Source organism: Ruegeria marisflavi (assembly GCF_025673445.1).
Taxonomy (GTDB): Bacteria; Pseudomonadota; Alphaproteobacteria; order Rhodobacterales; family Rhodobacteraceae; genus Ruegeria_B; species Ruegeria_B marisflavi.
In genome coordinates, this window is sequence record NZ_JAOVQN010000004.1 from 14,240 (window position 1) to 35,372 (window position 21,133).

A 21,133-nucleotide genomic window follows, 5' to 3' on the forward strand; every position below is an offset into this window, starting at 1 on the left:
ACATAAGTGCGCGATGCCGGAATCCAACATGAGCCTTGTGCTGGGACAAGAACGCAGCAGCTGGATTCGCCTGCGCACCATGATCCTGTTGCGGTGGGTCGCCATCGCAGGCCAGATCGTGGCCATCACGGTGGCGCAACAGACCTATCACCTGCAATTGAATCTGGGTCTGTGTTACCTGGCGATCGGGGTTTCCGCCGTCGTCAACGTGATGGCGATCTTTGCTTTCCCCGGAAACAAGCGCCTCAGCGAGTTCGAGAACTTTCTGATGGTTCTGTTCGACTTGCAGCAATTAGGCGTTCTGCTGTACCTTACAGGCGGCTTGCACAACCCCTTTGCGCTGCTGCTGGTCGGACCGGTGATCATCTCGGCCAACGTGATGGGCCTGCGCTCGACCCTAATCATAGGCACCACCGCAATCGTTCTGGTGACGTTGCTGGGACTGTACCACATGCCGCTCAGAACCGAGATGGGATTTGTTCTGCGCATCCCGGATGTCTTCGTTTTCGGACACTGGACCGCAATCGTCATCGCGATGATTTTCCTGGGCGCCTATTCTTATCGGATCAGTTCCGAGGTTCAGTCGATGTCCGAGGCACTGGCCGCGACCCAGATGGCACTGGCCCGCGAACAGAAACTGACCGATCTTGGCGGCGTTGTCGCTGCCGCCGCGCATGAGTTGGGTACTCCGCTCGCTACCATCAAGCTGGCCAGTTCCGAGCTGGTCGAGGAATTGGACGACCGGCCCGACCTGCGCGAAGACGCGGCGTTGATCCGGGAGCAGGCCGATCGTTGCAGGGACATCCTGCGCAACATGGGCCGTGCCGGAAAGGACGACCTGCACCTGCGTCAGGCGCCCCTATCCACCGTTATCCACGAAGCCGCTGAACCACATGTCAATCGCGGCAAGGCGCTACATTTCGATGAGGGCCCCGGCGAAGGTGGCGATTTGCAACAACCTTCGATCCTGCGCAAGCCCGAGGTCATCCATGGCCTCAGGAACCTGATCCAGAACGCTGTCGACTTTGCGCGATCCACCGTTTGGGTCGAGGCCGAATGGACCGCCGACGCGATCACCGTGACGATCATGGATGACGGCCGCGGCTATCCCGCGCATATGTTCGGCCGGATCGGCGATCCGTTCGTGCGCCGGAGAAGGGCCGAGGTCGATACCCGATCGCGGCCTGAATACGAAGGCATGGGGCTTGGTCTGTTTATCGCCAAGACATTGCTGGAACGTAGCGGCGCTGAATTGAGATTTGCCAATGGGTCCGACCCCTACCAAACCTTGACGGACCTGTCCGAGCGGCGCGGTGCCATTGTCCAGGTGGTCTGGCCACGCAGCCAGATCGATGCGCAAACCGGCGAAAACGCCGTTCCGGTCGGGCTAAACGAACCATTTAGGGTTTAGTTAAGGTTGCCTTAACCACTTGAGCCAATGATTGCCAAAGTTGGTGTTGGCGTTCTGGATGCGATCATGGCGGAATGGGTGGCTTTAGCGGTAATTTGCCTTTCTTCGGCTGGGCTTACCGCCTGGTATCTGTCTACTCCGAGACAACTGTCCGGCTTTTCCCGCGATCTGTTGACCGCGGAAGACGCGGCACCGCATGTTTTCCTCTTCGATGGGTCGACTGTTATCGGCTCTTCTCACCTGGGCGACGACAGGCACGTTCTCAACTGGGAAGAACTGCGCCAGAAACTGTCCGACGAGTTTCCCGGGTTTCCGCCAGACCCGGATACCGTCGAGCAAGAGGGTGAAATCGTCGTCGAACCCATAGACGGTCGCACCGGGCGAGAGGTGTTCTGTGAATGGGTAGACGGTGTTGTCCGGGTTGAGCTGCGCAGCGGCAGCAAGGGGCAGCACGCGTTGCGGCGCTCTGACCCCGACCCGATCAGAATGGCAATGGATCCGGCGCCCTATCCGGTGTGGCATCTCGACAACGCCGGGAAGATCCGCTGGTGCAATGCCGCCTATGTGGCGTTGGCGCGAAAACTTCGGAACGGAAACCTCGATCTCTATGAGCCGCTGTTTCCCAAGGTCGAAGAGTTGGGCGGTGATAGAAAGAAATCCCGCGTTTCGATTTCGGTTTTTCCCACACAGGCAAAGCTTTGGTTCGACGTTGTGGTGGTGCCCCAGGAGTCGGGCAGCCTATGCTATGCGGTGGACATCAACGCGGTCGTCGACGCCGAAGTGGCCCAGCGCAACTTTGTGCAGACATTGGCAAAGACGTTCGCGCAACTATCCATCGGGCTGGCCATCTTCGACAGGAACAGGCAGTTGGCTCTTTTCAATCCGGCGCTGATAGATCTGACCTGCCTGCCCGCCGATTTCCTGACAAGCCGGCCATCGGTTTCAAGCTTCTTCGACCGGTTGAGAAACCTCAACATGATGCCGGAACCAAAGAATTACGGCGGATGGCGCCAAGAGATGAACGATCTGTTACAGGCGGCATCGGATGGCATGTATCGCGAAACTTGGACACTGCCGTCGGGGTCCGTTTATTCGGTGAACGGTCGCCCTCATCCGGATGGGGCCATCGCGTTTCTATTCGAAGACATTACCGCAGACATCACCCTGACCCGCCGCTTTCGGTCCGAGCTAGAGCTTGGTCAGGACGTTCTCGATCACATCGAAGATGCGATTGTCGTGTTTGCTTCTGACGGCACGCTCGCGTTTTCCAACAAGGCGTATCACACTCTGTGGAAATCGGATCCCGAGCGAAGCTTTGCGAAAGTCTCGATCGTCGACGCCACCCGCGCCTGGCAGGAGCAATGCAGTGCCACACCGCTGTGGGGCGACATTCGGGATTTCGTGGCCAATCGCGAAAATCGCACGCTCTGGGATGGTCAGGTCAGGTTACGCGATGGCCGGCCGTTGAATTGCACCATCAACCCAATCCAGAACGGCGCGACAATGGTTGTTTTCTCTCTGACGACCATCTCCAAGACGCTGACCGAAACCGCAAGGATCGGATAGCCGCTTGCAGCCGGAAAGCGGCGCGGCCATTGTGCGGCCATGACGGCTTCGCACCTTGAACTGACCATAGACTCCCCCGAAGAAACCGCCGCCATGGCGGTGTCCTTGGGCACCACGCTCATGCCCGGCGACTGCTTGTTGCTTTCCGGTGAAATCGGCAGCGGAAAAACCCATTTCGCCCGGAGCCTGATCCAGTCCATGATGACCGAGCCGGAAGACGTTCCATCGCCCACCTTCACTCTGGTACAGGTCTATGACACCGACCGGGGTGAACTTTGGCACTCCGATCTCTATCGCCTCTCCTCGCTCGAAGAGATTGAGGAACTAGGTCTTTCAGAGGCGTTCAACAATGCGATAACTCTTGTGGAATGGCCCGACCGGCTGGGCCCGCTGACACCCCCACATGCGCTGATGATCACCTTTGAGATCGACCCCGAACATGAAACCCGCCGAAAGCTGACTGTCGAATGGACCGACCCGAAATGGCCACCCCGTCTGACATGACCCGAGCGACCAGCCGGACCGCGCAGGCAGAAGAGTTTATCGCCCGGTCACCCTGGTCTGGCGCCCGGCGCGTGCCCCTTGCCGGAGACGCCTCGGCCCGGCGGTACGAACGGCTGACCGATCAGGATACCGGTAGGACCGCGATTTTCATGGATGCCCCACCGGACGGTGGAGAAACGATAGACAGGTTTGTCGAACTTGCCGAACACCTGCGGTCGATCGGTTTGAGTGCGCCGGAGATCTTGTTGTCGGACACCGACCATGGGTTTCTCCTGCTCGAAGATCTCGGAGACGATCTATTTGCGCGGGTGATTGACCGCGCTCCAGACCTTGAACGCCCATTGTACGAAGCCGCAACAGACCTGCTGATCTCGTTGCAGGATACCCCCCTGCCCGCCGGACTGGAAAGTTTCGGCCCAACCGTCATGGCCGAGAAGACGGCCATCGCCTTTGAGCATTATGTCGAAGGGATCACAGGGGATGCCCGCCCCGAAACGATGGCTCGGTTCATCGAAAGGTTTGAAAGTCTTCTTTTTCGCACTACGCAAGGACCCAAAGTCCTGATCTTGCGAGATTACCACGCCGAAAACCTGATCTGGTTGCCAGACCGTAAGGGTCTAGCGCGCGTTGGTCTCTTGGATTTTCAGGATGCAGTGACGGCGCACCCCGCCTATGACCTTGTCAGCCTCTTGCAGGACATTCGCCGCGATGTCTCGACCGCCACCGAGATGCGCATGATCGACAGGTTCATCGCCGCGACAGGCGCGAATGATCACGAGTTTCGCACCGCGTATCCGGTGCTTGGTGTCCAGCGTAACCTGCGCATTCTCGGCGTGTTTGCCAAATTGTCCCGTAAGCTCGGGAAAACGCGGTATCTGGCGTTGATGCCTGCGGTGTGGGCGCATCTGTTGCGTGATCTGGAACACCCCGCGCTGGCAGGGGTCGCCGATCTGTTGCGGGAAACACTGCCGCCCCCGACCCCGGAAAACCTTGCGCGGTTGAACCCGACATGAGCCAGCCCCGTTTTCCTGTCATGCTGTTTGCCGCCGGGTTCGGAACCCGCATGGGCGATCTCACCCGGTCCCGGCCGAAACCTCTGATTGAGGTCGCCGGCCGCCCGTTGGTTGACCATGCGCTCGATCTGGCCCGCGCCGTCGAGCCGCCCAAAATCGTGGCCAACACCCATTACCTCGCGCCGATGCTGGCAATGCATCTGGAGCCGCAGGGTGTGATCCTATCGGACGAACAGCCTGATATCCTCGACACCGGCGGGGGGCTGCGGCAGGCGGGACCAATGCTGGCCTCGGACACGGTATTTACCATGAACACGGATGCGATCTGGTCCGGCCCCAACCCCTTGGCCCTGCTGGCCGAACATTGGAACCCCGACAGGATGGATGCGCTGCTGATCTGCGTTCCGGTGTCGCAAACAGTGGGATATCTGGGCCAAGGCGATTTCTCCTGCGATGACGAGGGCAGGCTCCACCGGGGCGCCGGGCTGGTCTATGGTGGGGCGCAGATTGTCAAGCTGGATGGGTTGGCAGATATCCCCGAGCGCAGTTTCTCCCTAAACCTGCTTTGGAACAGGATCGGTGCGCAAGGACGGCTGTTCGGCCTCACCTATCCAGGCCGGTGGTGCGACGTCGGCCATCCGGGCGGGATCACCCTGGCCGAGGAACTGCTTGCGCATGTTTGATCCCTGTCCGCATCCGCGTGTCTTTGCGCTGCCACCCGGTGTCGATTTCCCCCGCGCGCTGGTGGACGGTTTGCGCAGCCGATGCGCCCATCTGCCGCCACAAGCGCTGGCGCAGGTGCAACTGGTGGTCAACACCCGCCGGATGGAGCGCCGTATCACCGCCCTGTTCGACGCGGGCCCGGCCAGCCTGCTGCCACGCATCTCTTTGGTCACCGACCTGAGCGCGCTGGGCCTGCCCACACACCTGCCCGCCGCCGTGCCGCCACTGCGCCGCAGACTGGAATTGGTGCAACTGATTACCCGACTTCTGGATCAACAGCCCGATCTGGCCGCGCGCGCCTCGATCTTCGATCTCTCCGACAGCCTTGCCGCGCTGATCGACGAGATGCAGGGCGAAGGTGTTGCGCCCGACACCATTCGCAAACTGGACGTGACCGATCTGTCCGGGCACTGGGCGCGCGCGCAGCAGTTCATTGCGATTGCCGAGCGCTACCTGGGCGCCGCCGAAGGCGCGTTGGATGTTCAGGCGCGGCAAAGGCGCATCGTGGAAACCCTGATCGCCGACTGGCAGACCGCCCCACCGCAGCACCCGGTCATCCTTGCCGGATCGACCGGGTCGCGGGGCACAACCATGCTGCTGATGGAGGCGATCGCCCGTCTGCCGCAAGGTGCCGTAGTGCTGCCCGGCTTTGACTTTGATCAGCCCGGCCACGTCTGGTCCGAGCTGGGCGATGCGTTGACGGCCGAGGACCATCCCCAGTTCCGGTTTGCCCGGCTGATGGAGCAGCTCTCTCTTTCGCATGACCAAATCGACAGGTGGACAGACCTCCCCGCCCCCTGCCCCGCAAGGAACCGGTTGGTTTCGCTTGCGCTCAGACCGGCACCCGTCACCGATGCCTGGATGACCGAGGGCCCGGAACTAACCGGGCTCGATATCGCAACGCGCGACGTTACCCTGATCGAGGCAACGTCGCCCCGGGGCGAGGCGCTGGCCATTGCGCTACGCCTGCGCCAGGCGGCCGAGAACGGGCAGACCGCCGCCTTGATCACTCCCGACCGCATGCTGACCCGCCAGGTCAGCTCCGCCCTGGATCGCTGGAACATCCTGCCCGACGATAGCGCCGGTTTGCCGTTGCAACTGTCGCCTCCAGGGCGGTTCCTGCGCCACGTGGCCGGGCTCTTCGCCTCCCGCCTTGATGGCGAGGCGCTGCTCACCCTGCTGAAGCACCCGCTGTGCCATTCCGGCTCGGGCCGGAACGAGCATCTGCTGCATGCCCGCGATCTGGAACTGGACCTGCGCCGCAATGGCCCGCCCTTTCCCGAGGCTGGCGACCTGGCATCCTTTGCCACCCGCCGCGACGTGCCGACGGATTGGACCCACTGGGTCGCTGAGTGCTTCTGTGGCCAAACGGTCGCCGGAACGCTGCCGCTTTCCGAATGGGTTATGCGCCTGCGGCAGTTGGCCGAAAGGCTCTCCGCCGGACCCACCGGCCAGACCGGGACCCTATGGGACCAGAAAGCCGGGCAAGAGGCGCTGGCCATCGTCAAAGCGCTCAAGGACGAGGCGCCACACGGGGGCGATATGTCCGCCCGTGATTTCGCCGATCTGCTGGGTGGGCTCTTGTCCACCGGCGAGGTGCGCGACCGCGACGCCCCTTATCCCGGCATCATGATCTGGGGCACGCTCGAGGCGCGCGTGATGGGGGCCGATCTGCTGATCCTCGGCGGGCTGAACGAAGGCAGCTGGCCCGAGGCCCCTGCCCCCGACCCATGGCTGAATCGACGCATGCGCCATGATGCGGGCCTGTTGCTGCCCGAGCGCCGGATCGGTCTGTCGGCGCATGATTTCCAGCAGGCCATCGGCGCGGCCGAGGTCTGGCTGACCCGTGCCAAACGCTCGGATGACGCGGAAACCGTGCCGTCGCGCTGGCTGAACCGGCTGACCAACCTGTTGCAGGGCTTGCCGGATCAGGGCGGCGATGTCGCGCTGGCTGAAATGCGCGCGCGTGGTCAAGGCTGGTTGACCTGGGCTCAGGCCCTGGAGGACGCGCCGCGCGTCGATCCCGCGCCACGCCCCTCGCCCCGGCCACCTGTCGCCGCGCGGCCAAGGCAATTGTCTGTGACCGAGATCAAGAAACTGATCCGCGATCCCTATGCCATCTACGCCCGTCACGTGCTGCGACTGAAGCCGCTGGACCCGTTGGTTCGGGCCCCTGACGCGTTACTCAGGGGTATCGTGATCCACGAGATCCTGGAAAGTTTCGTCAAGGACAGCCTGCTGGATAGCGCCTTGCTCAGCCGTGAGAATTTCCTCAAACGCGCCGCCGCGCTGCTGGACGAACTGGTCGCATGGCCCACCGCGCGCGCGCTCTGGCTGGCACGGCTGGAACGGGTGGCGGATGCCTTTCTGACCGCTGAAATGGAACGCCGTGCCGATGGTGGCCCGGTGGCCTTCGAGGTACGGATGAACCGTCGGCTTGATGGGCTGGACTTCACCCTGACCGGACGGGCCGACCGGGTCGACATGACCGGGCGCGGGTCATTGTGCATCTACGACTACAAGACCGGCACGCCCCCCAGCGAAAGGCAGCAGGCCAAGTTCGACAAACAACTGCTGATCGAGGCCGCTCTGGCCGAAGAGGGCGGGTTCGAAGGGCTGGACCCGTCGCCAGTGGCGCGCGCGGTCTTCATCGGCATGGGCGGCAGCTACAAGGAAGTGCCCGCGCCTTTGGCCGAGGAACCCCCCGCCCGGGTCTGGGCTGAACTGCACCAGTTGATCGCCGCGTATTTCGAGCCGGATCAGGGGTTTACCGCACGCCGGATGCTGCACAAGGACACGGACTTTGGCGATTATGACCACCTGGCCCGGTTCGGTGAATGGGACCACACCGCCACGCCCCTGCCCGAGGATCTGACATGACCATGCGCGATGCCGCCACCGAGGCGCAATTTCGCGCCTCGCATCCCGCCGCCTCGACCTGGCTTGCGGCCAATGCGGGATCAGGCAAGACCAAGGTTCTGACCGACCGCGTAGCGCGCCTGCTGTTGAACGGGGTCGAACCGCAACATATCCTGTGCCTGACCTATACCAAGGCCGCCGCCAGCGAGATGCAGAACCGCCTGTTCAAACGCTTGGGCGAATGGGCCATGCTGGGCGACGCATTGCTCAGGACCCAGCTTGCGGATCTTGGCGTTCCGGGCACGATTGACAGTGCCCGCTTGGCCCATGCCCGGACACTCTTTGCCCGCGCGATCGAGACGCCGGGCGGGCTGAAGATCCAGACCATCCACTCGTTCTGTGCGGCTCTATTGCGCCGATTTCCGCTCGAAGCACGGGTCAGCCCGCAGTTCGCGGAAATGGAGGATCGGGCCGCCGCGCTCTTGCGCGAAGAGATTGTCGAGGACTTTGCCGAAGGAAGGAAGGCACCGCTGGTCGAGGCGGTCGCTCGGTTCATAACCGACACCGGATTCGACAGCCTGACCGCCGCGATCTGCCAGCACCGGGCCGGTTTTGTACAACCTATGGACTGGGAGCAACTGGCCGAAGCCTTCGGCCTGCCGCCGGGCTTCGACGAAGACACGCTTCTCCCCTCTGTCTATCTGGGCGGCGAGCTGGAGCTTGTCCGCTGGCTCCTGCCGGCGCTTGCGGGCAGCGGGACAAACGACCAGAAGGCCGGTGCAAAACTGGCCCGGTTCGACGGCCCCACGCTGGATGGGCTGACCGTTCTCGAAGAGGTGCTGCTGACCGGTGCCAGCGCCAAGGAACCCTTTACCGCCAAGATTGGCGCTTTCCCGACCAAAGGCCTGCGCGAAGGGGTATTGGCCGGACAGATGCCGCAGCTTGAGGCGCTTATGCTGCGGGTCGAGGAGGCCCGTGACCGGCGGCTGGCCTTGACCGCCGCGCGAAAGTCACTGGCGCTGCACCGGTTCGCGGCGGACTTTCTGCCGGAATATGAAAGGCGCAAGCAATTGCGCGGCTGGCTCGACTTTGACGACCTGATCCTGAAGGCGCGGCAACTGCTGTCCGATCCGGGCGTCGCGGCCTGGGTGCTCTACCGGCTTGACGGCGGCATCGACCATATCCTTGTGGACGAGGCGCAGGACACCAGCCCGGAACAATGGGACGTGATCGAGAAGCTGGCGCAGGAGTTCACCAGCGGCGAAGGCGCGCGGGCAGGGGTCGAACGCACGATCTTTGTCGTAGGTGACAAGAAACAGTCGATCTATTCCTTCCAGGGCGCGGACCCGGACGCCTTTGACCGGATGCAGGCCGAATTCGGCCGCAAGCTGCGTCAATCAGGCTCTAACCTAGAGGATTTGACGCTGGAATACTCCTTCCGCTCTTCCAGCGCGATCCTTGGGCTTGTCGATCTGGTGTTCGAAGACCGGGCCGAGGCCGGGTTCCGCAAGGAAGCGCTCCATCGCGCCTTCAAATCCGACCTGCCGGGCCGCGTGGATCTGTGGCCGGTGGTCGAAAAGGTCGAAGAAGACGAGGATGGCGACTGGACCGACCCGGTGGACCGGCCTGGTGCGCGCCATCACACCGTGATCCTGGCCGAGCGTGTGGCGGCGCAGATCAAGGCGACGATCGACGGGGGCGAAACCATTCCCATCGACGGCGACTCTCCTGGCACATTTCTGCGGCGTCCAGTGCGGCCAGGGGATTTCCTGATCCTCGTCCAACGCCGGTCCGACCTCTTTGCCGAGATCATCCGAGCCTGCAAAGCCGCTGGCCTGCCTATCGCCGGGGCAGACAGGTTGAAGGTGGGCGCGGAACTGGCGGTCAGGGATCTGGCCGCGCTGCTGAGTTTCCTCGCCACGCCCGAGGACGACCTGTCGCTGGCCACGGTGCTGAAATCGCCGCTTTTTGGGTGGAGCGAGCAACAGCTGTTCGATCTGGCCCACCGACGCACAGAGCGGTATCTGTGGGCGGCGTTGCGGTCCAGAAAAGATGAATTTCCCCAGACACTTGCCGTTCTGGACGATCTGCGCGGGCAGACCGATTTCCTGCGCCCCTATGACCTGATCGAGCGGATTCTGACTCGCCATGACGGACGGCGGAAACTGCTGGGCCGTCTGGGGGCCGAGGCCGAAGACGGGATCAACGCGTTGCTCAGCCAGGCGCTGGCCTATGAACGGTCTGACATTCCCAGCCTGACTGGTTTTCTGGTCTGGATGCAGACCGACGACCTTGAGATCAAGCGCCAGATGACCGGTGTGGGCAATATGGTGCGGGTCATGACCGTGCATGGCTCCAAGGGGCTGGAGGCGCCGATCGTGATCCTGCCCGATACCGCCCAGCGCCGGGCACAGCGCGATGCCGAGATCATGAAGGCGGGCGATCTGCCGCTGTGGCGGGTGGCCAAGGATGGATCGCCCGCCGTGCTGTCGGCGGCGCGCGAGGCGGCACAGGCGCGGGAAACCAACGAGCGTCTGCGGTTGCTATATGTGGCTCTAACCCGGGCGGAAAAGTGGTTGATCGTGGCGGCGGCGGGTGACATCGGCAAGGATGGCGGCAGCTGGTACAACATGGTTGCCGAGGCAATGGCACAGGCCGGGGCGGTGCAGGTTGAGGGGCAGGATTTCCTGCGGCTGGAGCACGGAGACTGGGAGGCGCTACCGCTGACCGAGGCCCAATCAGCGGAGATCGCTGCGCATCCACTACCCGATTGGGTGCGGCAGCCAGCGGAGAAACCTATTGAATTAAAAGCGATTTCTCCATCGGACCTGGGCGGTGCCAAGGCGCTGCCCGGCGAGGTGGGGCTGGACGAAGAGGCGGCAAAGCTGCGGGGCACACGGCTTCACCTGTTGTTGGAACATCTGCCGCGGGCCGAAGCGGCCACATGGACCGAGATCTGCACCCGGCTTCTGCCGGATATGCAGGCAGCGGAACGTGACGATCTATTGGCCGAAGCGCGCGGCGTTCTGACCCACCCCGATCTGGCGCCGATCTTTGCGCCGGAAACCCTGGCCGAGGTGCCGATCAGCGCGGCACTGGGCGCGCGTCGAATGCACGGGGTGATCGACCGTTTGGTCATCACGGAAACCGAGGTTCAGGTGATTGATTTCAAAAGCAATGCCGTGGTCCCCGGCACCGTTGAGGCCTGTCCCGAGGGGCTGCTGCGGCAGATGGGTGCCTATGCTCAGGCATTGGCGCAGATCTATCCGGACCACGAAATCCGGACCGGAATCCTGTGGACACGCACCGCCCGGATGATGTGGCTGCCACACGATCTTGTGACGGCAGCGCTGGGTCGCACCCAGATATCTTGACCTTGCGCCCCGTCGCTCCTACTTTCCTGACCCAAGCGCATCGCATCCCATTCAGGAGACAGATCATGTCCACCGTAGCCGTCACCGACGAAACCTTTGACGCCGAAGTCAAGAACTCGGACATCCCCGTTGTGGTGGATTTCTGGGCGGAATGGTGCGGCCCCTGCAAGCAGATCGGCCCGGCCCTGGAAGAGCTGGCAAACGAATATGCGGGCAAGGTGAAAATCGCCAAAGTCGATGTGGACAGCAACCCAAATTCGGCCGCCGCCATGGGCGTGCGGGGCATTCCGGCGTTGTTCATCTTCAAGGACGGGCAGGTGGTGTCGAACCGGGCCGGTGCGGCGCCGAAAGCGGCACTGCAAAACTGGATCGACAGCTCGATCTGAGCCCGGCCAGACCCGGAATTCAGAAGCGCCCCTAGCGGGCGCTTCTTTCGTTTTGACCGTTTTGTACGCGGTCTGGCACCCGGATTGACCGTTTTGTACAGCGAATTTGGCCCCATCCAAGGACCGGTTCTGGTGCTGGTATCCGGCACGCGATAGGTCAGGATCGGGCGCACCAAGATCGGAGGAACGAAATGGCCAAGACACGGGTGCTGGTGGAATTCGGCATGGGCTCGTCGCTCAGGCGTGAGGACTATACCGAGGCGGCGCTGAGGGCGCTGAAGGATGCGCTGTGGCACAACTCGGTCAACATGGCCGAGCTGTTCGGCTTTCCGAAACAGGCGATGATCGTCGATGCCGAGATCGGGGTGCAGAAGCCCGACGCGGTGGATGTGGCGCGGCTGGCAGAGGTGTTCCCTTATGGTCAACCCAACATCACCGTCCGGCAGGGCGGGCTGGACATCGAAAAACCGCAGGGGGGCGGGCGCACGGTGATCGCCAATGCGGCCGTGGTGGTGTCGTTCGACATGGAGACCGTGCAATGACCGAGCGCCGGATGATCCTGGAGATGGGAACGGGCAACGACCTTTATGGTCAGGACTATACCAAGGCCGCGCGCCGGGCGGTGCAGGATGCGTTGCACCATTCCTCGATCACGTTGTTTTCGAAACTGGGGATCGATCATGCCGAGATGCGGGTGCAGGTCACAATCGGGGTGCAGCGGCCTGAAGAGGTGGATTGCGCCGCCGTTGCCGCCGAGCTGCCGCGCGGCCGGGCCGAAGTGCGCGCCGTCATGGGGGGCCTTGATGTTGAGGACGCCGAGACCGGTAACCGCCATGTGATCGCCACGGCGGCGGTTGAGGCATTCCTGCCCGACCTGACCGGCAAGTACCGGCTGTCTTGACCGCGAAGGGGCCGATTTCATTTCCGTTGACAGGGGATCGGCCTCACGCTCAATATCCGGGCGACGGACTCGGGTGAGTGCTGAAACATGCGCGAAGACTTCGGAACAGCAGAGACAGGGCGCCGGGCGACCGGCTGCGACCTCGTCGTCTGACAGGGAAATGGGTGTGCTGCCCAAAGGGCAGATGGCGGTCCGGAAAAAGCGGACCTTGGTCCCAATTTTCTGAATCCGGTTCACTTTCATGCACAACACGAACGGGTGTCGTATCGCCATAGATATCGGCGGCACATTTACCGATACCGTCCTGGTCGACGCGGCGGGCCACAGCCTTGCCACCACCAAGACGCCCACAACGCCTGAGAACCCGACGCTGGGCGCGCTTGAGGGCGCGCGGCGGGTGCTGGAGGAGGCGGGCGCCCATTGGCACCAGATCAGCGGTTTCATCCATGGCACCACGCTGGCCACAAACGCGCTGATCGAGCGGCGCGGCGCAAAGGTGGCGACGGTGACCACCGAGGGGTTCCGGGATATTCTGGAGATCGCCTATGAGCGGCGCTACAGCCAGTACGATATCGACCTGGTGAAACCGGATCTGATCGTACCTCGGTCGCGCGCCTTTACCATCGGCGGGCGCATGGATGCCCGGGGCCGCGAATTGCAACCACTGGACGAGGCGGGCGTTGCGGCGCTGGCCGTCGCGCTGGAGCGCTGCGGCGCCGAGGCGGTTGCGGTCTGCCTTATGCATGCCTATGCCAACCCCGCGCATGAAATCCGGCTGCGCGAGATGCTGAGTGCCGCGCTGCCCCGGCTGGTGATTTCGCTGTCGCACGAAGTGAGCCCCGAGGCGCGCGAGTTCGACCGGCTGTGCACGACCATAGCCAATGCCTATGTCCTGCCGCAGATGGCCAGCTATCTGGCGGATTTCCAGGCGCGGTTCACGGCAGATGGGCTGGTCTGTCCGATCCTGATGATGACGGCGGGCGGGGGCATGACCACGCTGGAGACCGCCGCGCGGCTGCCGATCCGGCTGGTTGAATCGGGGCCTGCGGGCGGTGCCATTCTTGCGGCGCGCATCGCCGCCGAGACCGGCGCGCAAGAGGTGCTGAGTTTCGATATGGGCGGCACCACGGCCAAGCTGTGCCTGATCGACGGATTCCGGCCGCAGACCGCGCGCCGGTTCGAGATCGCGCGGGCGGCGCGGTTCATCAAGGGGTCGGGGATGCCGGTGCGCATCCCGGTGATCGAGATGATCGAGATCGGGGCCGGGGGTGGCTCCATCGCGCATGTCGACCGATTGGGCCGGGTGCAGGTGGGGCCGGAAAGCGCCGGATCGGAACCGGGGCCTGCCTGCTTTGCCAAGGGCGGGACCAAGCCCACGGTCACCGATGCCGATGTGTTGCAGGGGCTGATCGAACCGGCACGTTTCGCCGAAGGACGGCTGAGGATCGACGAGGCGGCAGCCGAGGCGGCGGTGGCGCGCGATGTGGGCGCGCCGCTGGGGCTGGACCCGGCGGCGGCGGCGCGCGGCATCAGCGAGATCGTGGACGAGAACATGGCAGGCGCGGGCCGGATGCATGCGGTGGAATCGGGCAAGGACCTGGGCGCGCGGCTGATGATCGCCTTTGGCGGCAACGGGCCGCTGCATGCCACGCGGGTGGCACGGCGGGCGCAGGTCGGGCGTATCCTGATCCCGCGCGATCCGGGTGTCGGGTCAGCAGTCGGGTTCCTGTTTGCGCCGGTGTCGTTCGAGATCGTGCGGTCGCGCTATGAAACGCTGGATACGTTGAACATTGCCGGGCTGAACGCGTTTTTCGACGCGATGATAGATGAGGCGCGGATGGTGGTCCGGGCCGGGGCGCCCGAAGGGCCGCTGACGATCCGGCGGCAGGCCTTCATGCGGTATCACGGGCAGGGGCACGAGATCGAAATCGCCTTGCCGGACCGACCGCTGGAGGCGGGCGACATTGCCGATCTGCGCCGCGCGTTCGAGGCGGAATATGGCCGTCAGTTCAGCCGCGCGGTGCCGGGGATGACGATCGAGATCCTGAACTGGGCGCTGGATGTTTCCTCGGCCGCGCCCGCGTTGCGGCAGTATCCGCTGGTCGAAAGGCGGCAAGCTGCCCGACCTGTCGGGCAGCGGCGCATCCTGTGCGACGTGACCGGCGACTGGCGCGCGGCGGAGGTTTTTGAACGCGCGGCGCTGGCGCCGGGCGATCACCTGTCCGGGCCCGCGCTGATCATCGAACCGCAGACCACCACATTCGTCAGTGCCGATTTCGGCGCGCAGGTGGATGGCGGCGGCAACATATGGCTGACACGCAAGGCGGAGGACGCGCGATGACACCGACTGATACCCGTTTGCAGGTGATGTGGAACCGGCTGCTGGCCGTGGTCGAGGAACAGGGACAGGCGCTGATCCGGGCGGCGTTTTCGCCCATTGTGCGCGAGTGCGGCGATATCTCGGCCGGGATGTTCGACCTGAACGGCCGGATGCTGGCGCAGGCGGTGACCGGCACGCCGGGCCACATCAACACCATGGCCGAGGCGGTCAAGACCTTGCGCGGGCGCTTTCCGATACAGGAAATGAAGCCCGGCGATATCTACATGACCAACGATCCCTGGATCGCATCCGGGCATCTGAACGATTTCCTGCTGATGATGCCGGTATTCTACAAGGGGCGGGTGGTGGGGTTCACATCCTGCACCTCGCACCTGGTGGACCTGGGCGGGCAGGGCATGGGGCCCGAGGGGACCGATATCTATGACGAGGGGTTGCTGATCCCGCCCTGCCGGTTGATGGCGGCGGGCGCGCTGAACACGTTCCTGATGGAGGTGGTCAAGGCGAACTCGCGCGAGCCGGTGGCGAACGAGGGGGATATCTATGCGCTGATCGCCTGTTGCGAGACCGGCGCACGGCGGTTGGCCGACATGATGGCCGAGTTCGGCATCGACGATCTGGACCGGCTGGCCGATTACATCATCGACACGTCGTACCGGGGCACGCTGGAGGCCATTGCCGAGCTGCCGCAGGGCCGGTGGCACGCGACGCTGAAGGTCGACGGGTACGAGCAGGAGATCGAGTTGTGTGCGGCGCTGACGGTATCGGCCGACCGGGTGGAGGTGGATTTCACCGGCACCTCGGGCCTGTCGCGGAAGGGGATCAACGTACCGCTGAACTATGCCACCGCGTACACTGTGTTTGCGCTGCGCTGCATCATCGGACCAGAGATTCCCAACAATGCCGGATCGCTGGCGCCGTTCCATGTGAGCGGGCCGGAGAACTGCATCCTGAACGCGCGGCATCCGGCGCCGGTTGCGATGCGGCATACGCTGGGACAGATGACGCCCGATCTGGTCTATGGCTGCCTGTCGCAGGCCCTGCCGGGCAGGGTTCCGGCCGAAGGGGCGTCGTGCATGTATGACCTGCCGCTGAGGCACACACCCGAGGCGGTGGCCCGCGGTGGCACGCAATTCGCGCTGGAACTGGTTTTCAGCGGCGGTACCGGGGCGCGACCGGGGCTGGATGGGCTGTCGGCCACGGCCTTCCCCTCGGGTGTGTGGGGATCACAGGTGGAAACCACCGAGGCGGTGGCACCCGTGTTGATTACCCGGCGCGAGCTGCGCCAGGACAGCGGCGGTGCCGGACGGCTGCGCGGCGGGTTGGGCCAGCGGATCGAGATGCGCTCGGCCACCGATGAGGATGTGATGCTGTTCCTTTCGGTCGAGCGGGTGCTGAACCCCGCGCGCGGGCGGCAGGGCGGTGGCACCGGGGCCGCCGGGCGCATCCGTATCGGCGAGGATGGGGCGGACCTGCCCGGCAAGGGCGAAATCCGGGTGCCGGCGGGCGAGACGCTGATCTTTGAAACGCCGGGCGGGGGTGGGTTCGGGCCAGCGGGAGAGCGGGACCGGGCGCAGGTTCTGCGCGATCTGGCGGAAGGGTTGATCAGCGCTGAGGCGGCGCGCGATATCTACGGGGTAGAGCCATGATCCGCCCGGTTCCCCATGTGGCGGCGATCACCGCCTATGCGCTGTCACAGTTGCAGGCGCCCGAAGGCAAGCGGCTGGTGTCGCTGTCCCAGAACGAGAGCCTGCGCCCGCCCAGCCCGGCGGCGATCCGGGCGGCAGCGGGGGCGCTGGAGGCCGGGCACCTCTATCCCGATCCCGATTGGTCGGACCTGCGGGCGGCGCTGGCGCGGGTGCATGGAATCGCGGCGGGGGATATCCTGTGCGGCAGTGGTTCGATGGAGTTGATCGCCTGTCTGGCGCGCGCCTATGCCGATCCGGAAAATGCTGTTCTGGCGCCCGCGCACGCCTATCCGTTCTTTCGCACCGCCGCGCTGCTGGCGCGGGCGCGGTATGACATGGCACCCGAGGTCAAAGGACAGGTGTCGGTGGATGCGCTGCTGGCAGCGGTGCGACCCGACACGCGGCTGGTTTTTGTCGCCAATCCCGGTAACCCGACCGGCACGCGGATTGCGCGGGCCGATCTGCTGCGGCTGCGCGACGGGTTGCCCGGTGACGTGTTGCTGGTGATCGACGAGGCCTATGGCGAGTTCGCCGACGGGTTGGACGAGCCGATGTTCGATCTGGTCGCGCGCGGCGATACGGTTGTGCTGCGCACCTTGTCCAAGGCCTATGGCCTGGCGGGGGCGCGGGTGGGCTGGGGCCTGTTTTCGCCTGCGGTGGCGCGCGAGATCCGCAAGGTCATGTCGCCCAACAATATCCCGGCGGCGAGTCAGGCGGCGGCGGCGGCAGCGGTGGCCGATCAGGCGTATATGCGCGAGACCTGCGCGCTGACGGCGGAAATGCGCGACAGCTTTGCCGGGCGGTTGCGGCAATCGGGGTTCGACGTGCCCGAAAGCCATACCAATTTCGTGCTGATCCGCTTGGGTGACCCTGACAGGGCGCAAGGGGCCGAGGCCGCGCTGCGCGCCGAGGGGATCATCCTGCGGCCACAAGGCGGGGTCGGGTTGGGCGATTGCCTGCGGGCGACCGCGGGGCAGGCCGGGGCGATGGACGCCACGGCAGAGATTTTGGAACACTGGGCAAGAAAGGAAACAACATGACAGAGTCGCGCGGGCGGGCCCGGTTCGGGATCCTAGTGCCGTTTACCAATACAAATCTGGAACCTGACATGGTGCTGTTGCGCCCGTCCGGCGTGTCGCTGCATTTCGCGCGGCTGGGCGGGTATGATCAGGACGAGATTCCCGATGCCGAGCAGATGCACGGGCTGGGCGCCAGCGATCTGGACGAACCGCTGCACCTTTTGCAGGGGGTGCGGCCGGATGTGATTTTGTATGGCTGTACCTCGGCGACGCTGACCCATGGCCCGGCGTTCGACCGGGACCTGGCCGCGCGGATCCGGGCCGAAAGCGGCGCGGCGACGGTGACGGCGGCGGGCGCGCTGGTGCATGCGCTGACGACACTGGGGGTGACGCGGATCGGCTTTGCCTCGCCCTATGTGCGGGCGATCAACGACATGGCGGTGGGGTTTCTGGGTGAGACCGGGTTTGAAACGGTGGCGCGGTCCGAGGTGACCGAGACGCTGGACAATTACGGGCAGGGCGAAATGGGGCCGGACCGGGTGTTCGAGCTGGGCCTTGCCGCCGATCACCCGGAGGCGCAGGCGATCGTGCTGTCCTGCACCGACATGCGCAGCGTGGAAACCATTGCGCGGCTGGAACAGGCGGTTGGCAAGCCTGTGATCACCTCGAACCAGGCGATGGCGTTTCAGGCGATGCAACTGGCGGGGATCGGTGAGCCGGTGGCGGGCTATGGCCGTTTGCTGGAACTGGCCCGGCTGGAGGCAGGTGTGGCGGCCTAGTGCCGCCGGTCCACCAAAAGAAAAAGCCGCCCGGTTTCGAGCGGCCCTTCTATCGGTCTGCCATGGGACTTGATCAGAGCTTGGCGATGTCGGCGCGGGTCAGGCCGATGTCGTCCAACTGGGCGTCGGTCAGGACCGACAGCGCCTTGCGGGTCAGACGGCTCTCGTTCCACGAGACGACGGCGTCTTTTGCCGAGATGAAAAGGTCCACCGCGCGGAGAACGGTGACTGCTCCGAGCGGCGCTGTGGTGCTGGTGGTATATGCCATTTGCGCGTTCCTAGATTGAAACAGCCGACCCTGCGTCGGTTGTGAGGCTCATGTAGGAGAAGGCCGCGAGTCTTACAAATGCCCGGTTTACAGTCCCGCTTTGCAGCCAATGCATAACGATTGGGCAGTACGCATAACTTGCCCTTGCGGCGGCGACGGCCCATATACGGGCGCAACACAGAATGGAGGCAGACATGGCAGACGATCAGTTCCCGGGCTGGCACGGCACCACGATCATTGGCGTCAAGAAGGGCGGCGAGGTGGTGATTGCCGGGGACGGCCAGGTCAGCCTGGGCCAGACAGTGATCAAGGGCACCGCCCGCAAGGTACGGCGACTGTCGCCCGGTGGGTATCAGGTGGTGGCGGGCTTTGCCGGGTCTACGGCGGATGCGTTCACCCTGCTCGAACGGCTGGAGGCCAAGCTGGAAGCGACGCCGGGGCAACTGGCGCGCGCCTCGGTCGAGCTGGCCAAGGACTGGCGCACCGACAAGTACCTGCAAAAGCTGGAGGCGATGCTGATCGTCAGCGACGGGCAGGACATGTTCGTGATCACCGGCGCGGGCGACGTACTGGAACCCGAACATGACGTGGCGGCCATCGGCTCGGGCGGGAATTTCGCACTGGCCGCCGCGCGGGCGATGATGGAAAGCGACAAGAGCGCCGAAGAGGTGGCCCGCGCCGCCATGGCGATTGCCGCCGATATCTGTGTCTATACCAACGGCAATCTGACGGTCGAGAAGATCACGAAGTAGATGAGGCCGCGCCGGAGGCGCGGCCTCATGGGCGGAAAAAGTAAGTGGTGGCGCCCATTGGTGTTTCCACGATCAAGGTGGGCTTGGCCCGGAGAATCGGAAAGGGGCGCTCACGATCCTATGAAATGGCGTGCGCGGTCTGTGTTGGGACCTTGCGGCAAGGGTTTGCCTTGTGTTTTCGCCTCCCATGCTTAGTTTCCCGGCTGACACAACGAGATAGAGAGCACATGACCGACCTGACCCCGCGCGAGATCGTCTCGGAGCTTGACCGTTTCATCATCGGCCAGAAGGACGCCAAGCGCGCCGTTGCCGTGGCGCTGCGCAACCGTTGGCGACGCAAACAGTTGGCCGATGACCTGCGCGACGAGGTGTATCCCAAGAACATCCTGATGATAGGCCCCACCGGCGTGGGCAAGACAGAGATCAGCCGCCGTCTGGCGAAACTGGCGCGCGCGCCCTTTATCAAGGTCGAGGCGACCAAGTTCACCGAGGTGGGATATGTCGGGCGCGATGTCGAACAGATCATCCGCGATCTCGCCGACGCGGCGATCATGCAGACCCGCGAATACATGCGCGACGAGGTCAGGACGCGGGCGCAGAAGGCGGCCGAGGACCGGGTGATCGAGGCCATCGCCGGCGAGGATGCCCGCGAAGGCACGCGCGAGATGTTCCGCAGGAAGCTGAAGACCGGCGAGCTGGACGATACGGTGATCGAGCTGGAACTGGCCGATGCCGGAAACCCGATGTCGATGTTCGAGATCCCGGGCCAGCCCGGCGCCAATATGGGGATGATGAACCTGGGCGATCTCTTCGGCAAGGCGTTTGCCGGACGCACCACGCGCAAGAAGATGACGGTCGCCGACAGCTATGACGTGCTGGTCGGGGAAGAGGCCGACAAGCTGTTGGATGACGAGGTGGTCACCCGCACCGCGCTGGAAGCGGTAGAGCAGAACGGTATCGTGTTCCTGGACGAGATCGACAAGGTCTGTGCCCGTTCGGACGCGCGCGGCGCCGATGTCAGCCGCGAGGGCGTGCAGCGCGACCTGCTACCGCTGATCGAGGGCACCACTGTCAGCACCAAATACGGGCCGATCAAGACCGACCATATCCTGTTCATCGCCAGCGGCGCGTTCCATATCGCCAAGCCCAGCGACCTGCTTCCGGAATTGCAGGGGCGGTTGCCAATCCGGGTGGAGCTGCGCGCGCTGACCGAAGAGGATTTTGTGCGCATCCTGACCGAGACCGACAATGCGCTGACCCGGCAGTATACCGCGCTGATGGGGACCGAAGAGGTAACGGTCGCCTTTACCCCCGACGGGATCGCGGCGCTGGCCCGGATCGCGGCCGAGGTGAACCAGAGCGTCGAGAATATCGGAGCGCGGCGCCTGTATACCGTGATGGAACGGGTATTCGAGGAGCTGTCCTTTACCGCACCGGACCGGGCGGGAGAGGCGGTGACGGTCGATGCGGCGTTCGTCGAGACCAATCTGGGCGAGTTGTCACGGTCGACCGATCTGAGCCGCTACGTTCTGTAGCGTCGAATGCTCGCTGG

17 protein-coding genes are annotated in these 21,133 nt (G+C 64.1%); 16 read left to right on the forward strand and 1 reads right to left on the reverse strand.

Annotated elements, in window-relative coordinates; genetic code table 11:
* Positions 1–13 precede the first annotated feature (13 nt).
* The 14 genes from regB to OEZ49_RS05425 all read left to right on the forward strand — a co-directional run bounded on the left by regB (position 14) and on the right by OEZ49_RS05425 (position 18,561).
* A complete protein-coding gene (gene regB, locus OEZ49_RS05360) occupies positions 14–1,411 on the forward strand; it encodes a sensor histidine kinase RegB (RefSeq protein WP_263387354.1) in 1,398 nt (465 codons plus the stop codon).
* A gap of 27 nt (positions 1,412–1,438) precedes the next feature.
* Positions 1,439–2,977 (forward strand): PAS-domain containing protein, encoded by a 1,539-nt coding sequence (locus OEZ49_RS05365; protein ID WP_263387355.1) that lies wholly within the window; start codon positions 1,439–1,441, stop codon positions 2,975–2,977.
* A 39-nt stretch (positions 2,978–3,016) separates the two neighbouring features.
* Positions 3,017–3,481, forward strand: coding sequence for a tRNA (adenosine(37)-N6)-threonylcarbamoyltransferase complex ATPase subunit type 1 TsaE (gene tsaE / locus OEZ49_RS05370; RefSeq protein WP_263387356.1), 465 nt, complete (start codon positions 3,017–3,019; stop codon positions 3,479–3,481).
* Positions 3,445–4,494 (forward strand): aminoglycoside phosphotransferase family protein, encoded by a 1,050-nt coding sequence (locus OEZ49_RS05375; RefSeq protein ID WP_263387357.1) that lies wholly within the window; start codon positions 3,445–3,447, stop codon positions 4,492–4,494. The genes tsaE and OEZ49_RS05375 overlap by 37 nt, the downstream gene beginning before the upstream one ends.
* Positions 4,491–5,177 carry a nucleotidyltransferase family protein gene (locus tag OEZ49_RS05380; RefSeq protein WP_263387358.1) on the forward strand — a complete coding sequence of 229 codons (687 nt, stop codon included), beginning with the start codon at positions 4,491–4,493 and terminating at the stop codon, positions 5,175–5,177. The genes OEZ49_RS05375 and OEZ49_RS05380 overlap by 4 nt, the downstream gene beginning before the upstream one ends.
* Entirely contained in the window at positions 5,170–8,097 is a 2,928-nt protein-coding gene (addB, locus tag OEZ49_RS05385; RefSeq protein ID WP_263387359.1) for a double-strand break repair protein AddB, read from the forward strand. The genes OEZ49_RS05380 and addB overlap by 8 nt, the downstream gene beginning before the upstream one ends.
* Positions 8,094–11,450, forward strand: a complete 3,357-nt coding sequence (gene addA / locus OEZ49_RS05390) for a double-strand break repair helicase AddA (protein ID WP_263387360.1) — start codon at positions 8,094–8,096, stop codon at positions 11,448–11,450. The genes addB and addA overlap by 4 nt, the downstream gene beginning before the upstream one ends.
* A gap of 65 nt (positions 11,451–11,515) precedes the next feature.
* A complete protein-coding gene (gene trxA, locus OEZ49_RS05395; RefSeq protein ID WP_164131423.1) occupies positions 11,516–11,836 on the forward strand; it encodes a thioredoxin in 321 nt (106 codons plus the stop codon).
* 191 nt (positions 11,837–12,027) lie between these two features.
* Positions 12,028–12,378: a Lin0512 family protein gene (locus tag OEZ49_RS05400; RefSeq protein WP_263387361.1), complete on the forward strand. Its 351-nt coding sequence runs from the start codon at positions 12,028–12,030 to the stop codon at positions 12,376–12,378.
* Positions 12,375–12,737 (forward strand): Lin0512 family protein, encoded by a 363-nt coding sequence (locus tag OEZ49_RS05405; protein WP_263387362.1) that lies wholly within the window; start codon positions 12,375–12,377, stop codon positions 12,735–12,737. Before OEZ49_RS05400 ends, OEZ49_RS05405 begins: the two co-directional genes overlap by 4 nt.
* Positions 12,738–12,978: 241 nt before the next feature.
* The gene (locus OEZ49_RS05410) at positions 12,979–15,078 is read left to right on the forward strand and encodes a hydantoinase/oxoprolinase family protein (protein WP_263387363.1); all 2,100 of its coding nucleotides are present in this window, start codon (positions 12,979–12,981) and stop codon (positions 15,076–15,078) included.
* Entirely contained in the window at positions 15,075–16,724 is a 1,650-nt protein-coding gene (locus OEZ49_RS05415; RefSeq protein ID WP_263387364.1) for a hydantoinase B/oxoprolinase family protein, read from the forward strand. The genes OEZ49_RS05410 and OEZ49_RS05415 overlap by 4 nt, the downstream gene beginning before the upstream one ends.
* Positions 16,721–17,803: a pyridoxal phosphate-dependent aminotransferase gene (locus tag OEZ49_RS05420; protein WP_263387365.1), complete on the forward strand. Its 1,083-nt coding sequence runs from the start codon at positions 16,721–16,723 to the stop codon at positions 17,801–17,803. Before OEZ49_RS05415 ends, OEZ49_RS05420 begins: the two co-directional genes overlap by 4 nt.
* The gene (locus OEZ49_RS05425; RefSeq protein ID WP_263387366.1) at positions 17,800–18,561 is read left to right on the forward strand and encodes a maleate cis-trans isomerase family protein; all 762 of its coding nucleotides are present in this window, start codon (positions 17,800–17,802) and stop codon (positions 18,559–18,561) included. The genes OEZ49_RS05420 and OEZ49_RS05425 overlap by 4 nt, the downstream gene beginning before the upstream one ends.
* Positions 18,562–18,634: 73 nt before the next feature.
* Here OEZ49_RS05425 and OEZ49_RS05430 read toward each other — a convergent pair whose 3' ends face one another.
* Positions 18,635–18,829 (reverse strand): DUF1127 domain-containing protein, encoded by a 195-nt coding sequence (locus OEZ49_RS05430; protein WP_263387367.1) that lies wholly within the window; start codon positions 18,827–18,829, stop codon positions 18,635–18,637.
* 194 nt (positions 18,830–19,023) lie between these two features.
* Between OEZ49_RS05430 and hslV the strand changes: the two genes are divergently transcribed.
* Both hslV and hslU read left to right on the forward strand, forming a co-directional pair.
* Positions 19,024–19,581, forward strand: coding sequence for an ATP-dependent protease subunit HslV (gene hslV / locus OEZ49_RS05435; RefSeq protein ID WP_263387368.1), 558 nt, complete (start codon positions 19,024–19,026; stop codon positions 19,579–19,581).
* 227 nt (positions 19,582–19,808) lie between these two features.
* A complete protein-coding gene (gene hslU, locus OEZ49_RS05440; protein ID WP_263387369.1) occupies positions 19,809–21,116 on the forward strand; it encodes an ATP-dependent protease ATPase subunit HslU in 1,308 nt (435 codons plus the stop codon).
* The last annotated feature ends 17 nt before the right edge of the window (positions 21,117–21,133 follow it).

Bases quoted from the DNA above. Each gene is read 5' to 3' on its own strand.
- addB (WP_263387359.1), top strand. From the start codon at position 5,170: ATGTTTGATCCCTGTCCGCATCCGCGTGTCTTTGCGCTGCCACCCGGT.
- OEZ49_RS05365 (WP_263387355.1), top strand. From the start codon at position 1,439: ATGATTGCCAAAGTTGGTGTTGGCGTTCTGGATGCGATCATGGCGGAA.
- trxA (WP_164131423.1), top strand. From the start codon at position 11,516: ATGTCCACCGTAGCCGTCACCGACGAAACCTTTGACGCCGAAGTCAAG.
- hslU (WP_263387369.1), top strand. From the start codon at position 19,809: ATGACCGACCTGACCCCGCGCGAGATCGTCTCGGAGCTTGACCGTTTC.
- OEZ49_RS05415 (WP_263387364.1), top strand. From the start codon at position 15,075: ATGACACCGACTGATACCCGTTTGCAGGTGATGTGGAACCGGCTGCTG.
- OEZ49_RS05420 (WP_263387365.1), top strand. From the start codon at position 16,721: ATGATCCGCCCGGTTCCCCATGTGGCGGCGATCACCGCCTATGCGCTG.
- regB (WP_263387354.1), top strand. From the start codon at position 14: ATGCCGGAATCCAACATGAGCCTTGTGCTGGGACAAGAACGCAGCAGC.
- OEZ49_RS05405 (WP_263387362.1), top strand. From the start codon at position 12,375: ATGACCGAGCGCCGGATGATCCTGGAGATGGGAACGGGCAACGACCTT.
- addA (WP_263387360.1), top strand. From the start codon at position 8,094: ATGACCATGCGCGATGCCGCCACCGAGGCGCAATTTCGCGCCTCGCAT.
- tsaE (WP_263387356.1), top strand. From the start codon at position 3,017: ATGACGGCTTCGCACCTTGAACTGACCATAGACTCCCCCGAAGAAACC.
- OEZ49_RS05400 (WP_263387361.1), top strand. From the start codon at position 12,028: ATGGCCAAGACACGGGTGCTGGTGGAATTCGGCATGGGCTCGTCGCTC.
- OEZ49_RS05410 (WP_263387363.1), top strand. From the start codon at position 12,979: ATGCACAACACGAACGGGTGTCGTATCGCCATAGATATCGGCGGCACA.
- OEZ49_RS05375 (WP_263387357.1), top strand. From the start codon at position 3,445: ATGGACCGACCCGAAATGGCCACCCCGTCTGACATGACCCGAGCGACC.
- hslV (WP_263387368.1), top strand. From the start codon at position 19,024: ATGGCAGACGATCAGTTCCCGGGCTGGCACGGCACCACGATCATTGGC.
- OEZ49_RS05425 (WP_263387366.1), top strand. From the start codon at position 17,800: ATGACAGAGTCGCGCGGGCGGGCCCGGTTCGGGATCCTAGTGCCGTTT.
- OEZ49_RS05380 (WP_263387358.1), top strand. From the start codon at position 4,491: ATGAGCCAGCCCCGTTTTCCTGTCATGCTGTTTGCCGCCGGGTTCGGA.
- OEZ49_RS05430 (WP_263387367.1), bottom strand. From the start codon at position 18,829: ATGGCATATACCACCAGCACCACAGCGCCGCTCGGAGCAGTCACCGTT.